This is a genomic window from Variovorax sp. TLI9-5A (assembly GCF_056867935.1).
In genome coordinates this window covers 4,905,383-4,923,394 of the sequence record NZ_CP200310.1, presented here as the reverse complement: position 1 = coordinate 4,923,394, position 18,012 = coordinate 4,905,383, and the positions used below count along the sequence as shown (strand labels likewise).

The following is an 18,012-nucleotide window of genomic DNA, read 5'->3' as shown; positions in this document are numbered from 1 at the left end:
TGGTCGCACTGCCGTCCGGAAGGGCCCGAGAGCGTGTCTTGCAAGCGTCCCCTATGCCCTCGGCACCAGCGCCATATGGACTTCATGCCAGAAAGCGGCTGCCTCGGCATCGCCCGCGTCCCTGGCTCGCTCAAACAGGCGCAGTGCATACCTGTGTGCATCCCGCCCGTGGCGAAGCTCTAGTTCGTGCGACTCACGCTCGACTTTGACGTAGTCCACTGTCGAAGGTAATGGGCAATTTTCTGGCGTCATGGCGAAGGTCTGGTTCTGGCCGGTTTCTGTCTGTGCTGGCTAGTAGCCGGGTAGCCAAGGCTCCTGTTCGATAGCCGCAAGATTTCCCTCAGCAAGATGTCGGAACAGCTCGACAATCTTGCTTACGGGCACCTCATCCATGTGCCGTTCGCCCCTGCCCTCGGCTTCGAGATTCTCGAAGGTGATGTAGCCGCTCCGCGATACAGCCAAGCTCCATTCGGATTCATGGGTGACCGCCACTGAACCATGCTCGGTATCTTCCGGCCGATCTTCGAGCTCGCGCAGCAGCGCCAGGAAGTCCGAGTTGGGGCCGCCTGGGTCCATGCTGCCGTAACGGTGAGTCAGATTGAATGCCATGGTCGAAGGTGAAAAAGGCAAAGGGGCAAAGTCCGCTTGTAGCTGACGGTAGCCGGCCAGCGCGATTACAAGTCTCCTGCATCCTCTTCGACCGCCCAGTCCTTCATGTCCGGGACAACGCACTGGGCCACAAAGTCGAACACATCAGGATACGTCGCGACAACGATGTTCCACGTTCTCGGGGAGTCCGTTGAGCCGTTGCCAAACACAGGGTGAAAGTACACAACCTTGTCGGTAGGCAGCCCGTTCTCAAGCTCCAATCCCGCAAAATCCTCGCGATCTTGACGTCGCGCGAACACAAAAACTTCGCCACGTTGGACGTCTTCGCGGCGAAATGCATTGGCAGCGAATGCCATCTCATCCGCATCTTGAATGAAATGCCACGGCGTGAAGTGAGTCAGATCGAGAGAAAGGAACCAACGAAGCGCGTTTGGCCAAGCAGTGTCAATTTTTGAGCGTTCCATAGAGAGTCGACTTGTCTTGATTGTGGTGACTGACCGGTTGAATCCGCCACCGCTAGTCGCCGTAGTCTCTTACTGGGTCTTCCACCCCGTCAGACATCCAGAAGCGCCAAACCCTAACCTCTTTTCCCGAGCGGTACTGTCCTTCCGATGCAAGCACCCCGTTTGAGTGAAAGTCGCGCCACAAACCCTCCTCCTTGCCATCAGTGAAATGACCTTCGGAGGCCACGTTACCGTTCACGTGATACGCCAAAAAGAAACCATGAAGCACCCACCGAGTTCCATCCGGCGACATCACCCTTGCATAGCGAAACTTGATGGCCCCGGAGTCATAGGGGATCTCGGCGATGTTCAGGTCAGCTTCTGTGCTCATGTTCTTGCGTCACTGAGAGAAATGGCGGGCGACCATGAACGTCTGGTTCTGGCCGCATGCGGCGGGGAAGCCGTCGTACCGATCGTAACGCCATCGACCCCTTGCGGTCATCGACGCCTGAAGACCTGTAGCTCCAAAGCCGACCTCCGAGCAGAACCGCCCCGCGTGCCACCGCTCCTCAGCAATCAGACCAGGCGGAAATCCTCATAGCCGAGCCAGTAAGTCATGACGCTCGGGCTGATGACATCCACTCCGTAAGAGGTTCGGATTCGACCCTCGACGCCCTCGAAGGTCAGTACCGCGGGGACGCTGGTGACTGACTCAAGGTGGCCGTCAAGCGCGATCCATCCCTCATACGTCTGTGCCAGCTTGCAGGCAAGTGCGCCCAAGAGAATGTGGCTGACTTTGGCGCCGGTGTAAGTGGTGAGGCGTAGCGCTCCCAAGGGCGACCAGCCCATGAGTGACACACGGCGCTCATCCTCTTCCAGATCCGGAAACTCGAAATCGAAGGGCTGACCGCCCATCGAGAACTTGTGTTCGTCGAGTTGGAATGCCCAATGACCAATTAGATCGGCGACCCGCGCTCGGTCGGGAGCGAGGAATGGCGAGGGCGTGAGCACAGTGACGGAATAGTAGGACATGAACGCAACTTAGGACGCGCGGGCAGCCGGCTGGCTGGCCGAAAGGGGACGCTCGCGAAAGACTGCATCTGGCCGCATTCTGCCTTCCCCGGCTTCAGGTTCTGCTTTGCCAAATCAGTGCGGCGACAAGCACGATGAGTGCCACCACAAACAGCCCAAAGAATGAGTACCAGCCTGCCCGGAGGACCGAGCAATAGGCGATGAACGTTCGGTCATGCGTCATGAGGTATGCGCGTCGGTCCAAGAACTCGAAGAAGCTTCTGCTTGGGGGCGTTCTGGCAAGCCATATCCAAGCTTCGGGCTGCCCCCAGCTGGCCCAGACTTCCGGAAATCTTCTGCGAAGGATGGTCGCCATGATGACCGTTCCAGCGCACACGGTCGCCCCCAACGCGAAAACCGCGTAGACAAGAAGCTGTAGGGCGTTCTGCATCAGGCGTTGAGGGCAATTGGGACGCAGAGATGAATGTCTGGAACTGGCCGGATTCTGCCCGTCACTCGAATGCCTCAAGCCTCGACCTTCATTTAGAAGATGCCAATTCGTGTACGACTGCCAAGCAGGCCTCGTGCGTAACAGCCCGACATTCAACAGCCTGCTGAACTATCCATGTGATGAAATCGTCATTTACCTGATCGATGCCATCCGGGAGGTGCTCCCCGGCTCTTGTATAGGCTATCCAAGCAATGTAGCAAACCGAGCCGCCGACGGCCTCGATCGCAGTGTCAGTTTCATTCGGCCCGCGACGAAGATAAGCGTACAGCCCTTCATCACTGGCATTCATGAGCAGTTCGTTCAGCTGATCGCCCGTAGCTTGACTGCCTGCCTCCCAAGCCTGAAGCGTCGCGACAACATGGCTGATCCCAACTCGCTGGGCTTCTTCAGGCGTGAGCGCATCTCGCACTTGACCTGCGATCCAGATGCAGAACGAGGCCTTGCTCCTTTCGCCCAGAGCAACAAGGGACCGTGAAAGTTGTTCAATGTGTGGTGATTGCATGCTGCAAGCCGCTTTGGGGAGAAGCTGCGGAGAGCCCGCGAAAGTCCGGTCCTGGCCGAACCTTGCCCGCGGTGCGACCGATGGGTTGTGACCGCGAACTGAATGCGCCTCAGCAAACATTGATCTCAACCGTGTGAGATTCGGCTGAAGGCCCGGCGATAAGGAACTCCTGCCAGCGCTGCAGCGCCGAAGCGAACGCTTCGGTCGGCAAGCAAACTTTGTTGACGGGATCATGATGATCAGACGCGATAGTCTGGTTGCCAAGAATCTCTACTCCAAAGTACTCGCGGGTCCAATACAAGGGACCAGATGCCCCGGCCAGTGCCTCGTTCGCGAGTCGCTTCCCCTCTTCGATCCATTGGATCGCCATCTCGACCCCTAAGCCTCCATCGTCGTCGAGTACGCGAGCGACCAAATCTTCTCCCTCGGAGTTTTCTCGATCCGTCATGCAAACTGGATAGCTTCGGCCCACAGGGGCATCGATCCACGAGAAGGTTAGCTTCATGCGTGCAAGTTTAGAGTCGTCTCGTGGCCGATCCTTTTAATGTGCTGAACGACCGGTGCTGGCTGCACTTACGTCAATGCGACGAGTGGCCGGTTCTGGCCGTCAGCGGCGTTTGTCACCTCTTGCGTCGACTGATTCTGTGGGGCGAAGCTCCTTGTCGAACTCGTGCCGCAAGTAGCTCTGAAGGTCGTGCCCATAGATGATGACATCGGAACCGACGACGGATAGAACAGGTGAGAGCGTGGGATCAGTAAACGCAACCAAGGCGCGATGCCCGTAGATCGGAACAAAGCCGACCACATCGGCCGAATCGAACCCTTCCTCTTCAAGGACCGCATTTACGACCTTGCGATGCGTCTCCAGGTCTTCAAGCAGCCGCGTTTGACTCAACAGGTCGTCCGGGTATTTGTAAAAGGAGCGTCGATGGCGACTTGGCCCCTCCCCACCTTGGACGTCGATACAGTCCCTGTCGAAACCATTGAAAGTCCGCAGCATCTGAATGTAGTCCGATGGAAATGCGAAACCGAATCGGTGCTGAAGTTGCGCAATTTCATCCCCGCTCAGCCGAGGATTCCACCTGGTCCCAGCAACGATCTGGTAGCCCCAGCTGTTTGGATTTACTTTTGCGTGCTCCCACGCCCTCTCGGTGGATCGCTTCAGCTCCTCCCAGAACATCGACATGGCCAGTATCCCTGTAAAACTCTCTGCATGAATGTCTGCAACGGTCTAGCCTGGACTGGCCCGAAAGAACTGCGGCGTGATTTCGACCTCGAACAATTCGCCGAACTCCACGATCTTTTTCTTCTTCAGAAAGCCCTGCGAAGTGATTCGGTATGGCAGATAGACGAAGCGCGAGAACCCTTCTGCCTCCAGGTGCACACGTAGTCCGTCGGGGAACATTGGTGAATACTCGGCCGGAATGTTGACGTTCGCTGCCAGCGCCGCCGCAGACAGTTCCCTGGCGGCTGCGCCGGCAGCGAAGCTGCTGCCAAGTAGCGCATAAATCTCCTGCGGATTTGGCCGCTCTTGTCCGTTATGGCCGCCGACGGCACCGAGCGTTCCGTCCTTCGCGAGCGTCGCGCCGAACGGATAGAAGTCGCCGGCGTCCTCCAGCATGGTTCGAGCGAAGCCGGTGCAGTAAGTGACCAGTGCGCTTAGTTGTTCGGGGGATACCGTCATGCCCACTCCATCTCATTCGGGGTTGAATTCTGCACGAGGCTGCACTCACCGGCATGTGCACGCCGCGAGCGTCCGCTATCAAGCGAATTTCGCGTCGGGGTTGACCGGCCGGTTCTGGCCGGGTCCGGCCTCACGGTTCGGTTGATTGTGCTGCAGCATCGGGCCGAGGCTGTGTAGAAACGCGCGACGCCGTCATGTGAACGAAGACGTGCTGAGATCAGCGGACTTCATCGGTGCCGATATGCGTCCGAGACCGACTATGAAGCTCTCACGGCGCCTCATCGAAGCGTGAACGAGAGTCTGAGGAGACTTACGCCCCCGCCAGCCGCATCCCCTTCATCATTTTCGCGATCCCCAACACGCTCATCACCCGCTTGAGGTTGTACGCAAGCACGTGAAGACTCATCTCCGTCCCAACGTGGGCCATCGTCTTCATCAGGAAGTGCGTCGATCCCATCCAGTGTTTCAGCGTTCCGAACACATGTTCGATGGTCGATCGTCTCAATGTCATCGCATCGGGCTTGCGGTCCAAGCGCTGCTGCATTCGGTCGATTACGGCTTCGTGCTCCCAGCGCCGGATGCGTCGAACAGATGAGGTGGTGCACTGATCTCTCAGGGCACAGTTTGGACAGGAACTACTCCAGTAGAGACGCAATTCCAGATTGTCCTCCAACCTGCTGAACCGGAAGATGGCTCGCTGACCGGCGGGGCAGCGGTATTCATCGTCTTTCGCGATGTAGACGAAGTCAGCCTTGCCGAAGCGCCCGTGCGCCTTCGCGTTGGAAGTCATCGGCTTGGGTACGAAGGCCGTGATTCCCGCATCCTCGCAAGCCTTGATCTCCAGGCTGTTGAAGTAGCCGCGGTCGGCAAAGGCCTGTAGCTTGGACTTGCCCATCGCCTCGCGTGCGGCCACTGCCATTTTGGTCAACTGAGTTCGGTCATTGCCGATGTTTGTGACCTCGTGGGCGACGATCAGGTGATGCTTGGTATCGACCGCCGTCTGGACGTTGTAGCCAACGATGCCTGTGCTCTTGCCGGACTGAAGCATCGAGCGTGCGTCGGGATCCGTCAATGAGCGCTGCTGCCCTGGCTCGCTCTTGAGTTGTTCCTTTGTCTCGTCGAGCTGCCGCATCTGTTCGCGTAGCTTGGCGAGCTTCTCCTGCAGGCGATCCGTCTTGGCTTCGAAGTCGGCCGACTGGATACGATCAGCTGTCTCCAATGCATCGAGGTAACGCTGGATGCTCTGCTCGATCTGCTCCTTGCGTGCATCGATCTTGCCCGGCGAGAAGTTGCGGTCGCGGCTGTTGACGGCCTTGAACTTGCTGCCGTCGACGGCCACGACGGCTTGCGAGAAGAGCTTCATGTGCCGGCACAGCGCAATGAAGCTGCGGCACGCGTTGCGGATGCCCTTGCCGTTGTCGCGGCGGAAGTCAGCAATGGTCTTGAAGTCGGGGGTCAAGCGGCCGGTAAGCCACATGAGTTCAACGTTGCGTTGGCCCTCGCGTTCCAGTCGGCGACTCGACTGGATGCGATTGAGGTAGCCATAGATGTAGAGCTTGAGCAGAACCGACGGATGGTACCCAGGGCGACCAGTTATTGCAGGATCGGCGCCTTCGAAGCCGAGAACACCCAGATTCAGTTCGTTGACGAACGCATCGACGATGCGCACCGGGTTGTCTTCGCCGATGTAGTCGTCAAGGCAGTCCGGCAACAACGTGACCTGATGTCGGTCTGCGCCTTCGATGAATCGCTTCATGGGCTACCTCACTGGGAACGGGTGCCTTATTTTATTTTTGGGTCGGCGTTTGGAGAAGCGTTTTCACACAGCCTCGGCCCGAAGCGGAAGATCAGCCGAGACGTTGCGAATCAGGCTTGCTTATGACGACTTCAAGCGTGATCCCGGATTCAGGCCCGTTATGTTCAGGTCGCTTGTACTCGTCGAGCGCATCGACCATCAAGACAGTGGCACCGGGGACAAATAGCTTTGCCTGCTTCTTGTTGTTCGTATAGATTCCGAAGTGCTCTCTACTCCCGGTCCCGAACTCAAGCAGAATGCTGTTGTTTAAACCGGTCTTGCTGTCTTGCCCTGCCTCATAGGCCTCGACAATAGTCCCGGAGATGAAGCGTAGCGGCATCTTTCGCCGATTGATGCTATCCCACCACTGGGGCGAGCCAAACAGGCCGAAGGTTCCTTTGAGGCCCATCCGAGGCTTGCTCGGATTCAACGTGAGCGCCTGAGCAAGTTCCATTTGCCTCGGGTCGGCTTCGAGTGCCCCAGTCAGCGTGTAAACGCGCCAATACCTAGATTCGTCAAAGGTCAGTAGAGGCTCTTGAACTCCCCGAAAAGGTTCGTCATTTTGGGGCATGAAACGTTGTAGGAATTCCATCTAGTCAATGTCCGGTTCTGGCCGACCGCAGCCGAAGAGCGACTGGCTTCGTGGGCCTGTGAACCGGCTACGCGGCGGTTGCGCTATTGTCGTGCTCGTTCTTCATCCAAATGGTCGGCCCACGCCTGCAACATTTCGCGGCGCTCGTCATGGTAGGCGTGTCGGTTGTAAGCGGCTCGAACTCGATTCAGTGGGACATGAGCAAGGCAGTGTTCGATAACATCGATATTGGCCCCTAGTTTGTTGAAGTGCGTGCTGAATGCAGCTCGCATGCCATGTGGCGTGCTTTCCCCGCCATACCCAAGGCGCTCCAGCAAAGCGTTGAGCGACCGATTTGCCATGGGCCTGCTGGGGTCCATGCGATTGGGGAAAAGATGCACGCGATCGTCGCTCGCTTTTTGGCGCAGTTCCTTGAGCAATTTGACCGCTTGGTCCGAGAGTGGAACCCAATGCTCATGTTTTGCTTTCATGCGCGTAGCTGGAATGGTCCAGGACCTTCCTGCCAAGTCGAACTCCTTCCATTCGGCCGAAATGACTTCGTTCTTTCTGCAGGCGGTCAATAGGACCAGCAGCATTGCAGCCCGGGTTTCAAAGTTCGTGCGGGAGGCATCGAGAGCGCGCAAGAAGTTTCCCATGCGATCAGAAGGGAGCGACAGATGGTGCTTTGGGCGCCTCGATCGAAGTACTCGCCGAGGTGGCGTGGGGTTCGCGGTAAGTAGGCCCACGTCGATGGCATGCTCAAAGATAGCGTTCAGATGGGTGCGTAGGTTCCTCGCTGTTTCGGGAGCTCGCTTTTCTACAGCGGTTAGGTGGGTTGCCAGCTCCACGCGTGTGATGCTGGCGACTGGCCGATTCTGAAATTTCGGAAGCAAGTCGTTCTTCAGCTCGCGCTCGCGTTGCGTCACCGTCGCAGGCCGTAGTCGGCCGTCAGTTACCGCGCGCCAGGAAGCGGTGAGGGCGCCAAACGTCGAGAGATTGACCTGGAGCTTTGCCTGTCGGCGATGGTGGACAGGATTGATGCCGCTTGCGACAAGCTTGCGAGCATCTTGGTGTAGTTCGCGTACCCGTTTCAGCGTGATGTCCGGGTAGTGGCCCAAGGCCAGCATGCCCTCGACCCCATTCAGTGTGAAGCGGTAGCGCCAGAGTTTGGTGCCGCTTGGCTGCACAAGCAAAAACAGGCCGCCGGGTTCTGTGAGCTTGTAAGGAGCCAAGGCTGCCTTCGCGTTCTTAACCTGGGTCTCGGTGAGCTGCCGGAGGCTTTTATGAGTTGGAGGGGCGCTGGCCACTGGGTACCTGGGGCTGGTTTTGTACCCGTCAGCATACCCAAAAAAAAGCTGGCTACCAAGGAAGTGCACCAAGATGCACTGTGCTGCAAGATGTTTATAAGTTGTTGTTTTATAAGGTATTTTTTGCTTTTTGGCCTTGCTCGAAGGAGTTCAAAGAAAGCCAGAAATCACTGAGTGCACATTACAGGTGGTATGCGCAAGTGATTCTCCAAAGGGGGTTGATTGCGCCGATTTTTATCAGCGATGAATCGACTCATCCGATTTTCGGGCGTCCGGTTTTGTATCCGGTTGTCGCTTTCCCCTGTAGGCCGATGGCCCCCGGGGCAGGGCATGGTGCCACAGGCGTTCGTCAGCGCGGCAGCCCCCGCTCGTACCAATCCCGGGACCGGGTCACGATGGACACGACGGCCAGCATGACGGGCACTTCGATCAGCACCCCGACGACCGTGGCCAGCGCCGCGCCCGACTGGAAGCCGAAGAGGCTGATGGCTGTCGCCACGGCGAGCTCGAAGAAGTTGCTTGCGCCGATGAGCGCCGATGGCCCCGCGACGCAGTGCGCCACGCCGAGCTTCCGGTTCAGCAGGTAGGCCAGCCCCGAGTTCAGCACGACCTGGCAGAGGATCGGAACGGCCAGTAGCGCGATCACCAGCGGCTGCGCGATGATCGCCTCGCCCTGGAACGCGAAGAGCAGCACCAGCGTCAGCAGCAGCGCGCCGATGGACCAGCGGCCGAGGCGGGCGCCCACGGCCTGCAGGTGTGCCTGGCCCTTCTTCAGGAGATGGCGGCGCAGCATCTGCGCGATGACGACCGGCACCACGATGTAAAGGCCCACCGAGATCAGCAGCGTGGCCCACGGCACCGTGATCGACGACAGCCCCAGCAGCAGCGCCACCAGCGGCGCGAAGCCGACGACCATCAGGGCGTCGTTGAGCGCGACCTGTGACAGCGTGAAGTACGGATCGCCCCGGCAGAGCTGGCTCCACACGAAGACCATCGCGGTGCAGGGCGCCGCCGCGAGCAGGATCAGGCCGGCCACGTAGCTGTCGAGCTGGTCCGCCGGCAGCAGCGTCGCGAACGCATGGCGCACGAAGAGCCAGCCCAGCAGCGCCATCGAAAAGGGCTTGACGATCCAGTTGATCGCCAGCGTCACGCCGATGCCGCGCCAATGCGCCTTGACCTGCCCGAGCGCTGCGAAGTCGATCTTCAGCAGCATCGGCACGATCATCACCCAGATGAGCAGGCCCACCGGCAGGTTGACCTTGGCGACTTCGAGGCGCGCCACCGCCTGGAATGCGGCCGGAAACCACTGGCCCAATGCCACGCCGGCGACGATACACAGCGCTACCCATACGGTGAGGTAGCGCTCGAAGCCGCCGATAGAAGGCTGCGCGGCGGGCTGGTCCGCGCGGGCCGGTGCGATGGAGGACGACATCGCGCTTCAGGACCTGGCCAGGTCGCGCGCGGTGGCCTGCAGCGCCATCCTGTCGAGGCTGGCCGCCGGCAGGTTCACCAGCAGCTCGAGGCGACGGCGGATGGCGTGCAGGGTCTGGCGGAAGGCTTCGCGCTTGCGGTCGTCGTCGCCCACCGTCTCCGACGGATCGGCATAGCCCCAATGTGCAGTCGCCGGTTGGCCGGGCCAGTAGGGACAGGTCTCGCCGGCTGCGTTGTCGCACACGGTGACGACGAGGTCCATGCGGGGTGCATCCGGCTTTCCGAACTCATCCCAGCTCTTGCTGCGCAGGCCCGATGTATCGATGCCGGCCTTCTGCAGCACCTCGATGGCCATCGGGTTGGGCTGCTGGTTGGCGCGCGGGCTGCTGCCGGCCGAGTAGGCCCTGAAGCGCCCGGCGCCGATGTCGTTGAGCACCGCTTCGGCGAGGATGCTGCGCGCGGAGTTGTGCGTGCAGAGAAAGAGCACGTTGAGCGGGGCGGTGGTGGTGTCGGACATGAGGGGGGTCTTGGTGGCTCAGCAGCAGGCGCTGGACTTGCCGGGGGTGACGCAGCAGGCGGAGGCCTGCTCGCGCGGAATGCCGTGCACGGGCACCGTGTCGAGCGTGCGGTAGTGCTCCCAGGCGATGCCCTGCGGGTCGGTCACCCAGTGCTTGTCGCTGCGGGCGTAGCAGCAGCTGGTCTCGCCTTCGTCGAGCAAGGATCGATCGGCCAGCTCGGCGCGCGAGCGCAGCTCCAGCAGCTCGCCTTCGTCTTCGGCCTGGATGCCCAGGTGGTCGATGCCCTTGCCGCTGCCGAAGGTCGAGATGGCGAAGTTCACGCGCGGGTCTTCGAGCATCCACTTGGCGTAGTCGGCCTCGACGCGCGCGGGCTCCGCGGCGAACAGGCGGGAATAGAACGCAATGCTCTTGTGCAGGTCGTCGACGTGCAGGTGAACGTGGAATCGCTTCATGGGGTGGCTCCTTGGCTGTTGCAGGACCTGGTTTTGTCTTCCACCGCGCAGGGGGCGCCCGCGCAGCAGTTCTCGGTGAGGAAGCCCAGCAGTGCATCCATCTGCTCGAAGGCGGCGCGGTAGACCAGGTTGCGGCCGCTGCGCTCCTGCGTGATGAGGCCGGAGTTGGTCAGCTCCTTCAGGTGGAACGACAGGCTGGTGGCCGGCACGCCCATCGCTTCGACCAGAGCCCCGGGCGTCAGGCCCTCGGGGCCGGCCACGACGAGGGCGCGAAAGACGCGAAGGCGCAGTGGCTGGGCAAGCGCGGCGAGCGACTGGATGGCTTTTGATTCTTCCATGATTCGAGAATATTTGAATTATCGAATCGAAGCAATCCCCCCAAAGAAAAATCCCATCCGACGACGTGGCCTAGGAAGCTGCTGTCGCCGCTCCCGCCATGAAGAGCTCCAGGCAAAGCGGCGAAGCCAGCCGGGGTGGCCGCCCCGGCTCGCTCGCATGCTCGGACAGCATGGCCCTGCCCACGGCATGCAGCCCGCGCGCAACGGCCATCGGCGCCAGGCCCGCGCGCAGCTGGCCGCGCCGATGGGCGATCGTCATCACGCGGCCGAGGCGCTGCACCGTCCGTGCCATCGTCTGCTCCAGCTGCGCCAGGGAGGCCGCGCCGAGTTCCGATCGCACGCCGTGGCCCAGCACCAGCTGCACCTGCTGCCATTGCCGGGTCGCGCCCACGCATCGCTCCATCTGCCGCCACAGCTGCAGGCGCAGCAGTCGAAGCGGCTGCGGATGCTCGCGATAGCTCTCGATGTCAGCGCCGATGTCCAGCGGCCATTCGAGCCCGGCGATCACTTCCGAGACCAGCGCCGGCTTGTCCGCGAAGTGCCAGTACACGGCGCCGCGCGTCACGCCGGCGCAGGCGGCCACGTCCTCCAGCGTGGTCGCACGCACGCCGCGCCCGGCGAACGCGGTCAGCGCCGCTTCGACGATCCGCGCGCGCGTGAGTTGCGCCTCGAGCTTCGTCTGCCTTGCCATTCGCGGGGGTCAGCGCCTGGCGAGCTTGATCGCGTGCTCGGGGCTGGCCTGCACGCACAGGCCGCAGGCCCGGCAGGCATCGGCGTTCGGTGTGCAGGCCACCTTCATGCCGGGCGCCTGCTTGCATTCGACGGATGCCTGCATGTCGCTGCTCAAGTGCCTTGCGAGCTGTCCGGCGCAACGCCCGCCACCGGCTTCTCGGTGTTCTCGTTCCACCCGCCGCCCAGCGTCTTGTAGAAGGTCACGAGGTTGGTGAAGCGCGACAGCCGCGTGCCGATCAGGTCCTGCTGCGCGGTGTAGAGCGAGCGCTGCGAGTCGAGCACGCTGAGGTAGCTGTCCACGCCGCGCCGGAATCGCGCTTGCGACAGCCGGTAGCTCTCGGCCGTGGCGTTCACCAGCGACTGCTGAGCGTCGAGCTGGCGCCCGAGCGTGCCGCGCTGGGCCAGGGCGTCCGAGACTTCGCGGAAGGCCGTCTGTATCGCCTTCTCGTACTGCGCCACCGAGATGTCGCGGCTCACGGTGGCGATCTTCAGGTTGGCGCGGTTGGCGCCGCCGTCGAAGATCGGCAGCGAGATCTGCGGCGCGAAGCTCCACGCACCCGAGCCGCTCTTGAAGAGTCCCGAGAGTTCGTTGCTCGATGTGCCCGCCGACGCGGTGAGGCTGATGCGCGGATAGAAGGCCGCGCGCGCCGCGCCGATGTAGGCGTTGGCCGCCCTGAGGTCGCGCTCGGCCTGCAGGATGTCGGGCCGGCGCTGCAGCAGCTCCGAGGGCAGGCCCGGCGGAATGGTGGCCAGCGGGTTCGCCGCGGCCGTCGCGCCATCGGGCAGGGCCTGCGGCAGCAGTTCCTCGGGCAGCTCCGCGCCCACGAGCAGCACCAGCGCGTTGCGGTCCTGCGCCACCTGCGCGGTGTAGCGCTCCACGTCGACGCGCGCCGTATCGACGCTGGTCTGCGCCTGGCTCAGCGTGAGCGCCGACGACACGCCCAGCTCGAAGCTGCGCTGGTTGAGCCGGTACGAATCGCTCTGGCTTTGCAGCGTGTCGCGCGCGAGCTTCAGCCGGTCCTGGTCGGCGGCGAGCGTGAGGTAGCTGGTCGCCACCTCGGCCACCAGGCTGATCTGCGTGCTGCGGCGCGCCTCGGCCGTCGACAGGAACTGCTGCAGCGCCTGCTCGCTCAGGCTGCGCACGCGGCCGAAGAGGTCGATCTCGTACGAGCTGAAGCCGAGCGAGGCGCTGTACTGGTGCGCGATGAGCGTCTCGCCGGTGGACGACAGGCTCGCCGGCGTGCGGCTGCCGCTGCCGCCCGCGCTGGCGTTGACGGTGGGGAAGAGCGCCGCGTCCTGCACCCGGTACTGGGCTCGGGCCTTCTCGATGTTGAGCACCGCCACGCGCAGGTCGCGGTTGTTGGCCAGGCTCATCTCGATCACGCGCTGCAGCGACGGGTCGGTGAACACCTCGCGCCAGCCAAGGTCGGCGACGGGCGTGGATGCCCCGGCCGCATCGGTGCTGGTGTCGCCGGAGAACTTCGCGGCCACGGGCGCGGCAGGCTGCTGGTAGGCAGGGATCAGGCTGCAGCCGGCCAGCAGGGCGGCCGTCGTGAGCGCAGCAAGGCGGAATGTCTTCATGGCGTGCGCCTCCTCAGGATGCGGCCGGAGCCGGTTGTGCGGCGTGCGCCGAGGCCGCCGCGGAAGAATCGCCTTGCGGCTTGCCCTTGAAGATTCCGCGCACCAGCACGAAGAAGAGCGGGACGAAGAAAATCGCGAGCACGGTGCCCGACAACATGCCGCCGATGACGGCCGTGCCCAGCGCATGCTGCGCGCCAGCGCCCGCGCCGCTGCCCAGCACCAGCGGCAGCACGCCGAGGATGAAGGCCAGCGAGGTCATGAGGATGGGGCGCAGGCGCAGGCGCGCCGCTTCCAGTGCGGACTCGAGCAGCCCCTTGCCCTGGGCATGCAGGTCCTTCGCGAACTCCACGATCAGGATGGCGTTCTTCGAGGCGAGGCCGATGGTGGTGAGCAGGCCCACCTGGAAGTACACGTCGTTCATCTTCCAGGTGAGGATGGCGCCGATGAGCGCGCCCAGCACGCCCAGCGGCACCACCAGGATCACCGAGAACGGAATGGCCCAGCTCTCGTAGAGCGCGGCGAGGCAGAGGAACACGATCAGGACCGACAGCGCATACAGCAGCCCGGTCTGGCCGCTCGATGCCTTCTCCTGGCGCGAGAGGCCGGTCCATTCGTAGCCGATGCCCGCGGGCAGCTTGGCCACGGCCTGCTCGACGATGGCCAGCGCCTCGCCGCTGGAAGCCGAGCCCGGCATCGCCATGCCCAGGATCTCCACCGAGGGAACGCCGTTGTAGCGCTCCAGGCGCGGCGAGCCCGAGCTCCAGCCCGCCTTGGCGAAGGAGGTGAAGGGCACCATGCCGCCGGCGCTGTTGCGTACGTACCAGCGGTCGATGTCCTCGGGCAGCATGCGGTACTGCGCGTCGGCCTGCAGCATCACCTTCTTCACGCGGCCCTTGTCGATGAAGTCGTTGACGTAGCTGCTGCCCCAGGCGGCGGAGAAGGTGTTGTTGATGTCGCTCATCGAAAGCCCCTGGGCCTGTGCCTTGTGCGGGTCGATCTCCAGCCTGAACTCGGGCGTGTCCTCCTGGCCGTTGGGGCGCACCGCCACCAGCCGCTTGTCCTGCGACAGCGCGGCCAGCAGCTGGTTGCGCGCCTTCATCAGCGCGTCGTGGCCGAGGTTGGCGCGGTCCTGCAGCATCAGGTCGAAGCCGGTCGCGTTGCCGAGTTCGGCCACTGCGGGCGGCGCGAAGGCGAACACCCTCGCGTCGCGGATCGTGTTGAAGAAGGCGCCGGCTTTCGCCGATACGCCGGTCACGCTCAGCGCCTCGCCCTTGCGCTCGTCCCAGGGCTTGAGCTTGACGAAGGCGAAGCCCGTGTTCTGGCCGCTGCCCGCGAAGCTGAAGCCCGCCACCGTGAAGATGCCGGAGACGGCATCCTTCTGGTCGACAAGGAAGTGGTGCTCCACCTGGCGGATCACTTCTTCCGTGCGCGCGTTGGTCGCGCCGGGCGGCAGCTGGACCAGCGCGAACATCGTGCCCTGGTCTTCATCGGGCAGGAAGCCCACCGGCAGCTTCATGAAACCGAACACCACCGCCGCCAGCAGCACCGTGTAGACGGCCATGTAGCGCCAGCCCTTGCCGACCATGTGCCGAACGATGCCCTGGTAGCGGCGGTTGCCGCGGTCGAAGCTGCGGTTGAACCAGCCGAAGAAGCCGGTGGTGGCCAGCGCATGGCCCTTGGGTACAGGCTTGAGCAGCGTCGCGCACAGGGCGGGCGTGAGCACCAGCGCCACCAGCACCGACAGCGTCATCGCCGAGACGATGGTGATCGAGAACTGCCGGTAGATCACGCCAGTGGAGCCGCCGAAGAAGGCCATCGGCACGAACACCGCCGCCAGCACCAGGGCCACGCCCACCAGCGCGCCGGTGATCTGGCCCATCGACTTGCGCGTGGCCTCCTTGGGCGAGAGGCCTTCCTCGGTCATCACGCGCTCGACGTTCTCCACCACCACGATCGCGTCGTCCACCAGCAGGCCGATGGCCAGCACCATCGCGAACATGGTCAGCGTGTTGATGGTGAAGCCGAAGGCCGCGAGCACGCCGAAGGTGCCCAGCAGCACCACGGGCACCGCGATGGTCGGGATCAGCGTGGCGCGGAAGTTCTGCAAGAAGAGATACATCACCAGGAACACCAGCACCACCGCCTCGACGAGCGTGCGCACCACTTCCTCGATGGAGATGCGCACGAAGGGCGTGGTGTCGTAGGGCTTCTGCACTTTCATGCCCTGCGGGAAGAACTTCTCCAGCTCGGCCACGCGCGCGTCGACGGCCTTCACCGTGTCCAGCGCGTTCGCGCCCGCTGCCAGCTTGATGGCGAGGCCGGCCGCCGGCTTGCCGTTGTAGCGGCCCACCGTGCTGTACGACTCGCTGCCCAGCTCGATGCGCGCCACGTCGCGCAGGCGCACCTGGGCGCCGTTGGTCTGCGTGCGCAGAAGAATGTCCTCGAACTCCTGCGCGGTCTTCAGGCGCGTCTGCGAGGTGATGGTCGCGTTGATCTGCTGGTTGCCGGCGGCGGGCATGCCGCCGAGCTGGCCTGCCGACACCTGCGCGTTCTGCGCCTGGATGGCGGTCTTCACGTCCAGCGGCGTGAGGCTGAAGTTGGCGAGCTTGTCGGGGTCGAGCCACACGCGCATCGCGTATTGCGAGCCGAAGAGCGTGGTCTCGCCCACGCCCTCGACGCGGCTCAGCGCGTCCTGCACGTTGGCCGCCACGTAGTCCGACAGGTCGGAGCCGTTCATGCTGCCGTCTTCGGATGTGAAGGCCAGCACATTCAGGAAATTGGTGGCCGACTTCGCGACGGTCACGCCCTGCTGCTGCACTTCCTGGGGCAGCAGCGGCGTGGCCAGCGAGAGCTTGTTCTGCACCTGCACCTGCGCGGTGTCGGGGTCGGTGCCGTTCTCGAAGGTGAGCGTGATGGTGGCCGAGCCGGAGGACTCGCTGGTCGAGGCCATGTAGCTCAGCCGGTCCAGCCCCTTCATCTTCTGCTCGATGACCTGGGTGACGGTGTCTTCCAGCGTCTTCGCGGAAGCGCCGGGGTAGTTGGCGGTGATCGCGATGGCCGGCGGCGCGATGCTCGGGTATTGCGCGATCGGCAGGGTGGCGATGGACATTGCGCCGCCCAGCATCACGATGATGGCGAGGACCCACGCGAAGATGGGCCGGTCGATGAAAAAGCGTGCCATGGGTGTCTCTGGTTGCTCGCTCTGTCAGTTCGCCGTGGCGGCGTGTTCGGGCGAGGCGGCCTTGGCGGTCTCCGTGCCGGCCTTGGGCTTGGGGCTCCACTGCACCGTCTTCACCTCCACGCCCGGCGCGGCGCGCTGCTGGCCGTCCACCACGAGCTTGTCGCCGGCCTGCAGGCCGCTGCGCACCAGCCACTGGTCGCCAATGGCGCGTTCCGTTTCGAGGGCGCGCCGCTGCAGCTTGCTCTGCGAATCGACCACGTAGGCCATCGGCTTGCCGCTGCCGTCGCGCGACACCGCCTGCTGCGGCACCAGCAGCGCCTGTTCCTTCTCGCCTTCCTGCAGCACCGCGCGCACGTACATGCCGGGCAGCAGGTCGGCCCTGGGGTTGGGGAACACCGCGCGCAGCGTGATGGCGCCGGTGTTCTGGTCGACGGTGACGTCGGAGAACTCCAGCTTGCCTTCGAGCGGATAGGCGCTGCCGTCTTCCAGCAGCAGCTTCACCTTCGCGGCGTTGGCGCCGCTTTTCTGCAAGTCGCCGCGCGCCATGGCCTGCCGCAGCTGCAGCATCGCCGCGCTCGACTGCGTCACGTCGACGTAGATCGGGTCCAGCTGCTGGATGGTCGCGAGCGCGGTCGACTGGCTGGCCGTGACCAGCGCGCCGGGCGTGACCGACGACTTGCCGATGCGCCCCGAGATCGGCGCCTCGATGCGCGCGTAGGCGAGGTTGATGCGGCTGGTCTCGACGCTGGCCTTGGCCGAAGCCACGTCGGCCTCGCCCTGCTGCAGCGAGGCGGCGGCGTCGTCGTAGTCCTGCTGGCTCACGGCCTTGATGGCCACCAGCTCCTTGTAGCGCTCGGCCTTCAGCCGCGTGGTGCCGAGGCTGGCCTGCGCCTTGGCGAGCGAGGCGACGTTGCTGTCGTAGGTCGCCTTGTAGGTGGCGGGGTCGATCTGGTAGAGCGCCTCGCCGGCCTTCACCTCGCTGCCTTCGCGGAACTTGCGCGACTGCACGATGCCCCCGACCTGCGGGCGCACGTCGGCGATGAGAAAGGGCACGGTGCGCCCCGGCAGCTCGGTGGTGAGGGCCACGCGCTGCGGCTGCACCGTGACCACGCCCACCTCGGGCGTGCCGGCGGCAGGCGGCGGGCCGCCCGGGGGCTTGCCGCAGGCGACGAGCATGCAGGTGGACGCGAGGGCCGCGGCGAAGGTCAGGCCGTATGTGAGAGGGGGGCGCATTGCGGTTCTCCAGGGGAAACGACGGGGCTCCGGCATGGGCCGCGTCGGCGTTTAAATAGACAGTGCTGTACTGAAATGTATTTTGAACTCTGGAGGTCTGTCAATTAAAATAG

Annotated in this window: 20 protein-coding genes; all 20 read right to left on the bottom strand. The window is 63.2% G+C overall.

What is annotated here, in order from left to right:
- Positions 1-291: 291 nt before the first annotated feature.
- The 20 genes from AC1VNX_RS23350 to AC1VNX_RS23255 all read right to left on the bottom strand — a co-directional run bounded on the left by AC1VNX_RS23350 (position 292) and on the right by AC1VNX_RS23255 (position 17,899).
- Entirely contained in the window at positions 292-609 is a 318-nt protein-coding gene (locus tag AC1VNX_RS23350; protein ID WP_483159914.1) for a hypothetical protein, read from the bottom strand.
- Positions 610-674: 65 nt separating this feature from the next.
- A complete protein-coding gene (locus tag AC1VNX_RS23345; RefSeq protein WP_042672893.1) occupies positions 675-1,073 on the bottom strand; it encodes a hypothetical protein in 399 nt (132 codons plus the stop codon).
- Between the two features lie 52 nt (positions 1,074-1,125).
- On the bottom strand, positions 1,126-1,443 hold the full coding sequence (locus AC1VNX_RS23340) for a toxin-antitoxin system YwqK family antitoxin (RefSeq protein ID WP_483159911.1): 318 nt from the start codon (positions 1,441-1,443) through the stop codon (positions 1,126-1,128).
- Positions 1,444-1,628: 185 nt separating this feature from the next.
- The gene (locus AC1VNX_RS23335; protein WP_483159909.1) at positions 1,629-2,084 is read right to left on the bottom strand and encodes a DUF6368 family protein; all 456 of its coding nucleotides are present in this window, start codon (positions 2,082-2,084) and stop codon (positions 1,629-1,631) included.
- A gap of 518 nt (positions 2,085-2,602) precedes the next feature.
- Positions 2,603-3,076, bottom strand: a complete 474-nt coding sequence (locus tag AC1VNX_RS23330; protein WP_483159907.1) for an Imm6 family immunity protein — start codon at positions 3,074-3,076, stop codon at positions 2,603-2,605.
- 109 nt (positions 3,077-3,185) lie between these two features.
- Entirely contained in the window at positions 3,186-3,581 is a 396-nt protein-coding gene (locus AC1VNX_RS23325) for a hypothetical protein (RefSeq protein WP_483159905.1), read from the bottom strand.
- 102 nt (positions 3,582-3,683) lie between these two features.
- Positions 3,684-4,262 carry an SMI1/KNR4 family protein gene (locus AC1VNX_RS23320; RefSeq protein WP_483159903.1) on the bottom strand — a complete coding sequence of 193 codons (579 nt, stop codon included), beginning with the start codon at positions 4,260-4,262 and terminating at the stop codon, positions 3,684-3,686.
- Between the two features lie 45 nt (positions 4,263-4,307).
- A complete protein-coding gene (locus AC1VNX_RS23315; RefSeq protein WP_483159901.1) occupies positions 4,308-4,760 on the bottom strand; it encodes a hypothetical protein in 453 nt (150 codons plus the stop codon).
- Positions 4,761-5,070: 310 nt separating this feature from the next.
- Positions 5,071-6,516, bottom strand: a complete 1,446-nt coding sequence (locus AC1VNX_RS23310) for an IS1182 family transposase (protein ID WP_483156576.1) — start codon at positions 6,514-6,516, stop codon at positions 5,071-5,073.
- Positions 6,517-6,607: 91 nt separating this feature from the next.
- Positions 6,608-7,147 carry a hypothetical protein gene (locus AC1VNX_RS23305; RefSeq protein ID WP_483159899.1) on the bottom strand — a complete coding sequence of 180 codons (540 nt, stop codon included), beginning with the start codon at positions 7,145-7,147 and terminating at the stop codon, positions 6,608-6,610.
- Between the two features lie 83 nt (positions 7,148-7,230).
- Positions 7,231-8,433, bottom strand: coding sequence for a tyrosine-type recombinase/integrase (locus AC1VNX_RS23300; RefSeq protein WP_483159897.1), 1,203 nt, complete (start codon positions 8,431-8,433; stop codon positions 7,231-7,233).
- 349 nt (positions 8,434-8,782) lie between these two features.
- Positions 8,783-9,865: an ACR3 family arsenite efflux transporter gene (gene arsB / locus AC1VNX_RS23295; RefSeq protein ID WP_483159895.1), complete on the bottom strand. Its 1,083-nt coding sequence runs from the start codon at positions 9,863-9,865 to the stop codon at positions 8,783-8,785.
- A 6-nt stretch (positions 9,866-9,871) separates the two neighbouring features.
- Positions 9,872-10,381 carry an arsenate reductase ArsC gene (locus tag AC1VNX_RS23290; RefSeq protein ID WP_483159893.1) on the bottom strand — a complete coding sequence of 170 codons (510 nt, stop codon included), beginning with the start codon at positions 10,379-10,381 and terminating at the stop codon, positions 9,872-9,874.
- An 18-nt stretch (positions 10,382-10,399) separates the two neighbouring features.
- Positions 10,400-10,834 (bottom strand): ArsI/CadI family heavy metal resistance metalloenzyme, encoded by a 435-nt coding sequence (locus tag AC1VNX_RS23285; RefSeq protein WP_483159891.1) that lies wholly within the window; start codon positions 10,832-10,834, stop codon positions 10,400-10,402.
- Positions 10,831-11,172, bottom strand: a complete 342-nt coding sequence (locus tag AC1VNX_RS23280) for an ArsR/SmtB family transcription factor (RefSeq protein WP_483159889.1) — start codon at positions 11,170-11,172, stop codon at positions 10,831-10,833. The genes AC1VNX_RS23285 and AC1VNX_RS23280 overlap by 4 nt, the downstream gene beginning before the upstream one ends.
- A 70-nt stretch (positions 11,173-11,242) precedes the next feature.
- Complete coding sequence (locus tag AC1VNX_RS23275) at positions 11,243-11,863, bottom strand: TetR family transcriptional regulator (RefSeq protein WP_483159887.1); 621 nt, start codon at positions 11,861-11,863, stop codon at positions 11,243-11,245.
- 9 nt (positions 11,864-11,872) lie between these two features.
- Positions 11,873-12,007 carry a hypothetical protein gene (locus AC1VNX_RS23270; RefSeq protein WP_483159885.1) on the bottom strand — a complete coding sequence of 45 codons (135 nt, stop codon included), beginning with the start codon at positions 12,005-12,007 and terminating at the stop codon, positions 11,873-11,875.
- Positions 12,008-12,015: 8 nt separating this feature from the next.
- Positions 12,016-13,485, bottom strand: coding sequence for an AdeC/AdeK/OprM family multidrug efflux complex outer membrane factor (gene adeC, locus AC1VNX_RS23265; protein ID WP_483159883.1), 1,470 nt, complete (start codon positions 13,483-13,485; stop codon positions 12,016-12,018).
- Positions 13,486-13,498: 13 nt separating this feature from the next.
- A complete protein-coding gene (locus tag AC1VNX_RS23260; protein ID WP_483159881.1) occupies positions 13,499-16,666 on the bottom strand; it encodes an efflux RND transporter permease subunit in 3,168 nt (1,055 codons plus the stop codon).
- Between the two features lie 24 nt (positions 16,667-16,690).
- Positions 16,691-17,899, bottom strand: coding sequence for an efflux RND transporter periplasmic adaptor subunit (locus AC1VNX_RS23255; RefSeq protein WP_483159879.1), 1,209 nt, complete (start codon positions 17,897-17,899; stop codon positions 16,691-16,693).
- Positions 17,900-18,012 lie beyond the last annotated feature (113 nt).

What these genes read in the sequence shown, in the direction of transcription:
- AC1VNX_RS23350 (WP_483159914.1), bottom strand. Translation starts at nt 609, where the DNA reads ATGGCATTCAATCTGACTCACCGTTACGGCAGCATGGACCCAGGCGGC.
- AC1VNX_RS23345 (WP_042672893.1), bottom strand. Translation starts at nt 1,073, where the DNA reads ATGGAACGCTCAAAAATTGACACTGCTTGGCCAAACGCGCTTCGTTGG.
- AC1VNX_RS23340 (WP_483159911.1), bottom strand. Translation starts at nt 1,443, where the DNA reads ATGAGCACAGAAGCTGACCTGAACATCGCCGAGATCCCCTATGACTCC.
- AC1VNX_RS23335 (WP_483159909.1), bottom strand. Translation starts at nt 2,084, where the DNA reads ATGTCCTACTATTCCGTCACTGTGCTCACGCCCTCGCCATTCCTCGCT.
- AC1VNX_RS23330 (WP_483159907.1), bottom strand. Translation starts at nt 3,076, where the DNA reads ATGCAATCACCACACATTGAACAACTTTCACGGTCCCTTGTTGCTCTG.
- AC1VNX_RS23325 (WP_483159905.1), bottom strand. Translation starts at nt 3,581, where the DNA reads ATGAAGCTAACCTTCTCGTGGATCGATGCCCCTGTGGGCCGAAGCTAT.
- AC1VNX_RS23320 (WP_483159903.1), bottom strand. Translation starts at nt 4,262, where the DNA reads ATGTCGATGTTCTGGGAGGAGCTGAAGCGATCCACCGAGAGGGCGTGG.
- AC1VNX_RS23315 (WP_483159901.1), bottom strand. Translation starts at nt 4,760, where the DNA reads ATGACGGTATCCCCCGAACAACTAAGCGCACTGGTCACTTACTGCACC.
- AC1VNX_RS23310 (WP_483156576.1), bottom strand. Translation starts at nt 6,516, where the DNA reads ATGAAGCGATTCATCGAAGGCGCAGACCGACATCAGGTCACGTTGTTG.
- AC1VNX_RS23305 (WP_483159899.1), bottom strand. Translation starts at nt 7,147, where the DNA reads ATGGAATTCCTACAACGTTTCATGCCCCAAAATGACGAACCTTTTCGG.
- arsB (WP_483159895.1), bottom strand. Translation starts at nt 9,865, where the DNA reads ATGTCGTCCTCCATCGCACCGGCCCGCGCGGACCAGCCCGCCGCGCAG.
- AC1VNX_RS23290 (WP_483159893.1), bottom strand. Translation starts at nt 10,381, where the DNA reads ATGTCCGACACCACCACCGCCCCGCTCAACGTGCTCTTTCTCTGCACG.
- AC1VNX_RS23285 (WP_483159891.1), bottom strand. Translation starts at nt 10,834, where the DNA reads ATGAAGCGATTCCACGTTCACCTGCACGTCGACGACCTGCACAAGAGC.
- AC1VNX_RS23280 (WP_483159889.1), bottom strand. Translation starts at nt 11,172, where the DNA reads ATGGAAGAATCAAAAGCCATCCAGTCGCTCGCCGCGCTTGCCCAGCCA.
- AC1VNX_RS23275 (WP_483159887.1), bottom strand. Translation starts at nt 11,863, where the DNA reads ATGGCAAGGCAGACGAAGCTCGAGGCGCAACTCACGCGCGCGCGGATC.
- AC1VNX_RS23270 (WP_483159885.1), bottom strand. Translation starts at nt 12,007, where the DNA reads ATGCAGGCATCCGTCGAATGCAAGCAGGCGCCCGGCATGAAGGTGGCC.
- adeC (WP_483159883.1), bottom strand. Translation starts at nt 13,485, where the DNA reads ATGAAGACATTCCGCCTTGCTGCGCTCACGACGGCCGCCCTGCTGGCC.
- AC1VNX_RS23260 (WP_483159881.1), bottom strand. Translation starts at nt 16,666, where the DNA reads ATGGCACGCTTTTTCATCGACCGGCCCATCTTCGCGTGGGTCCTCGCC.
- AC1VNX_RS23255 (WP_483159879.1), bottom strand. Translation starts at nt 17,899, where the DNA reads ATGCGCCCCCCTCTCACATACGGCCTGACCTTCGCCGCGGCCCTCGCG.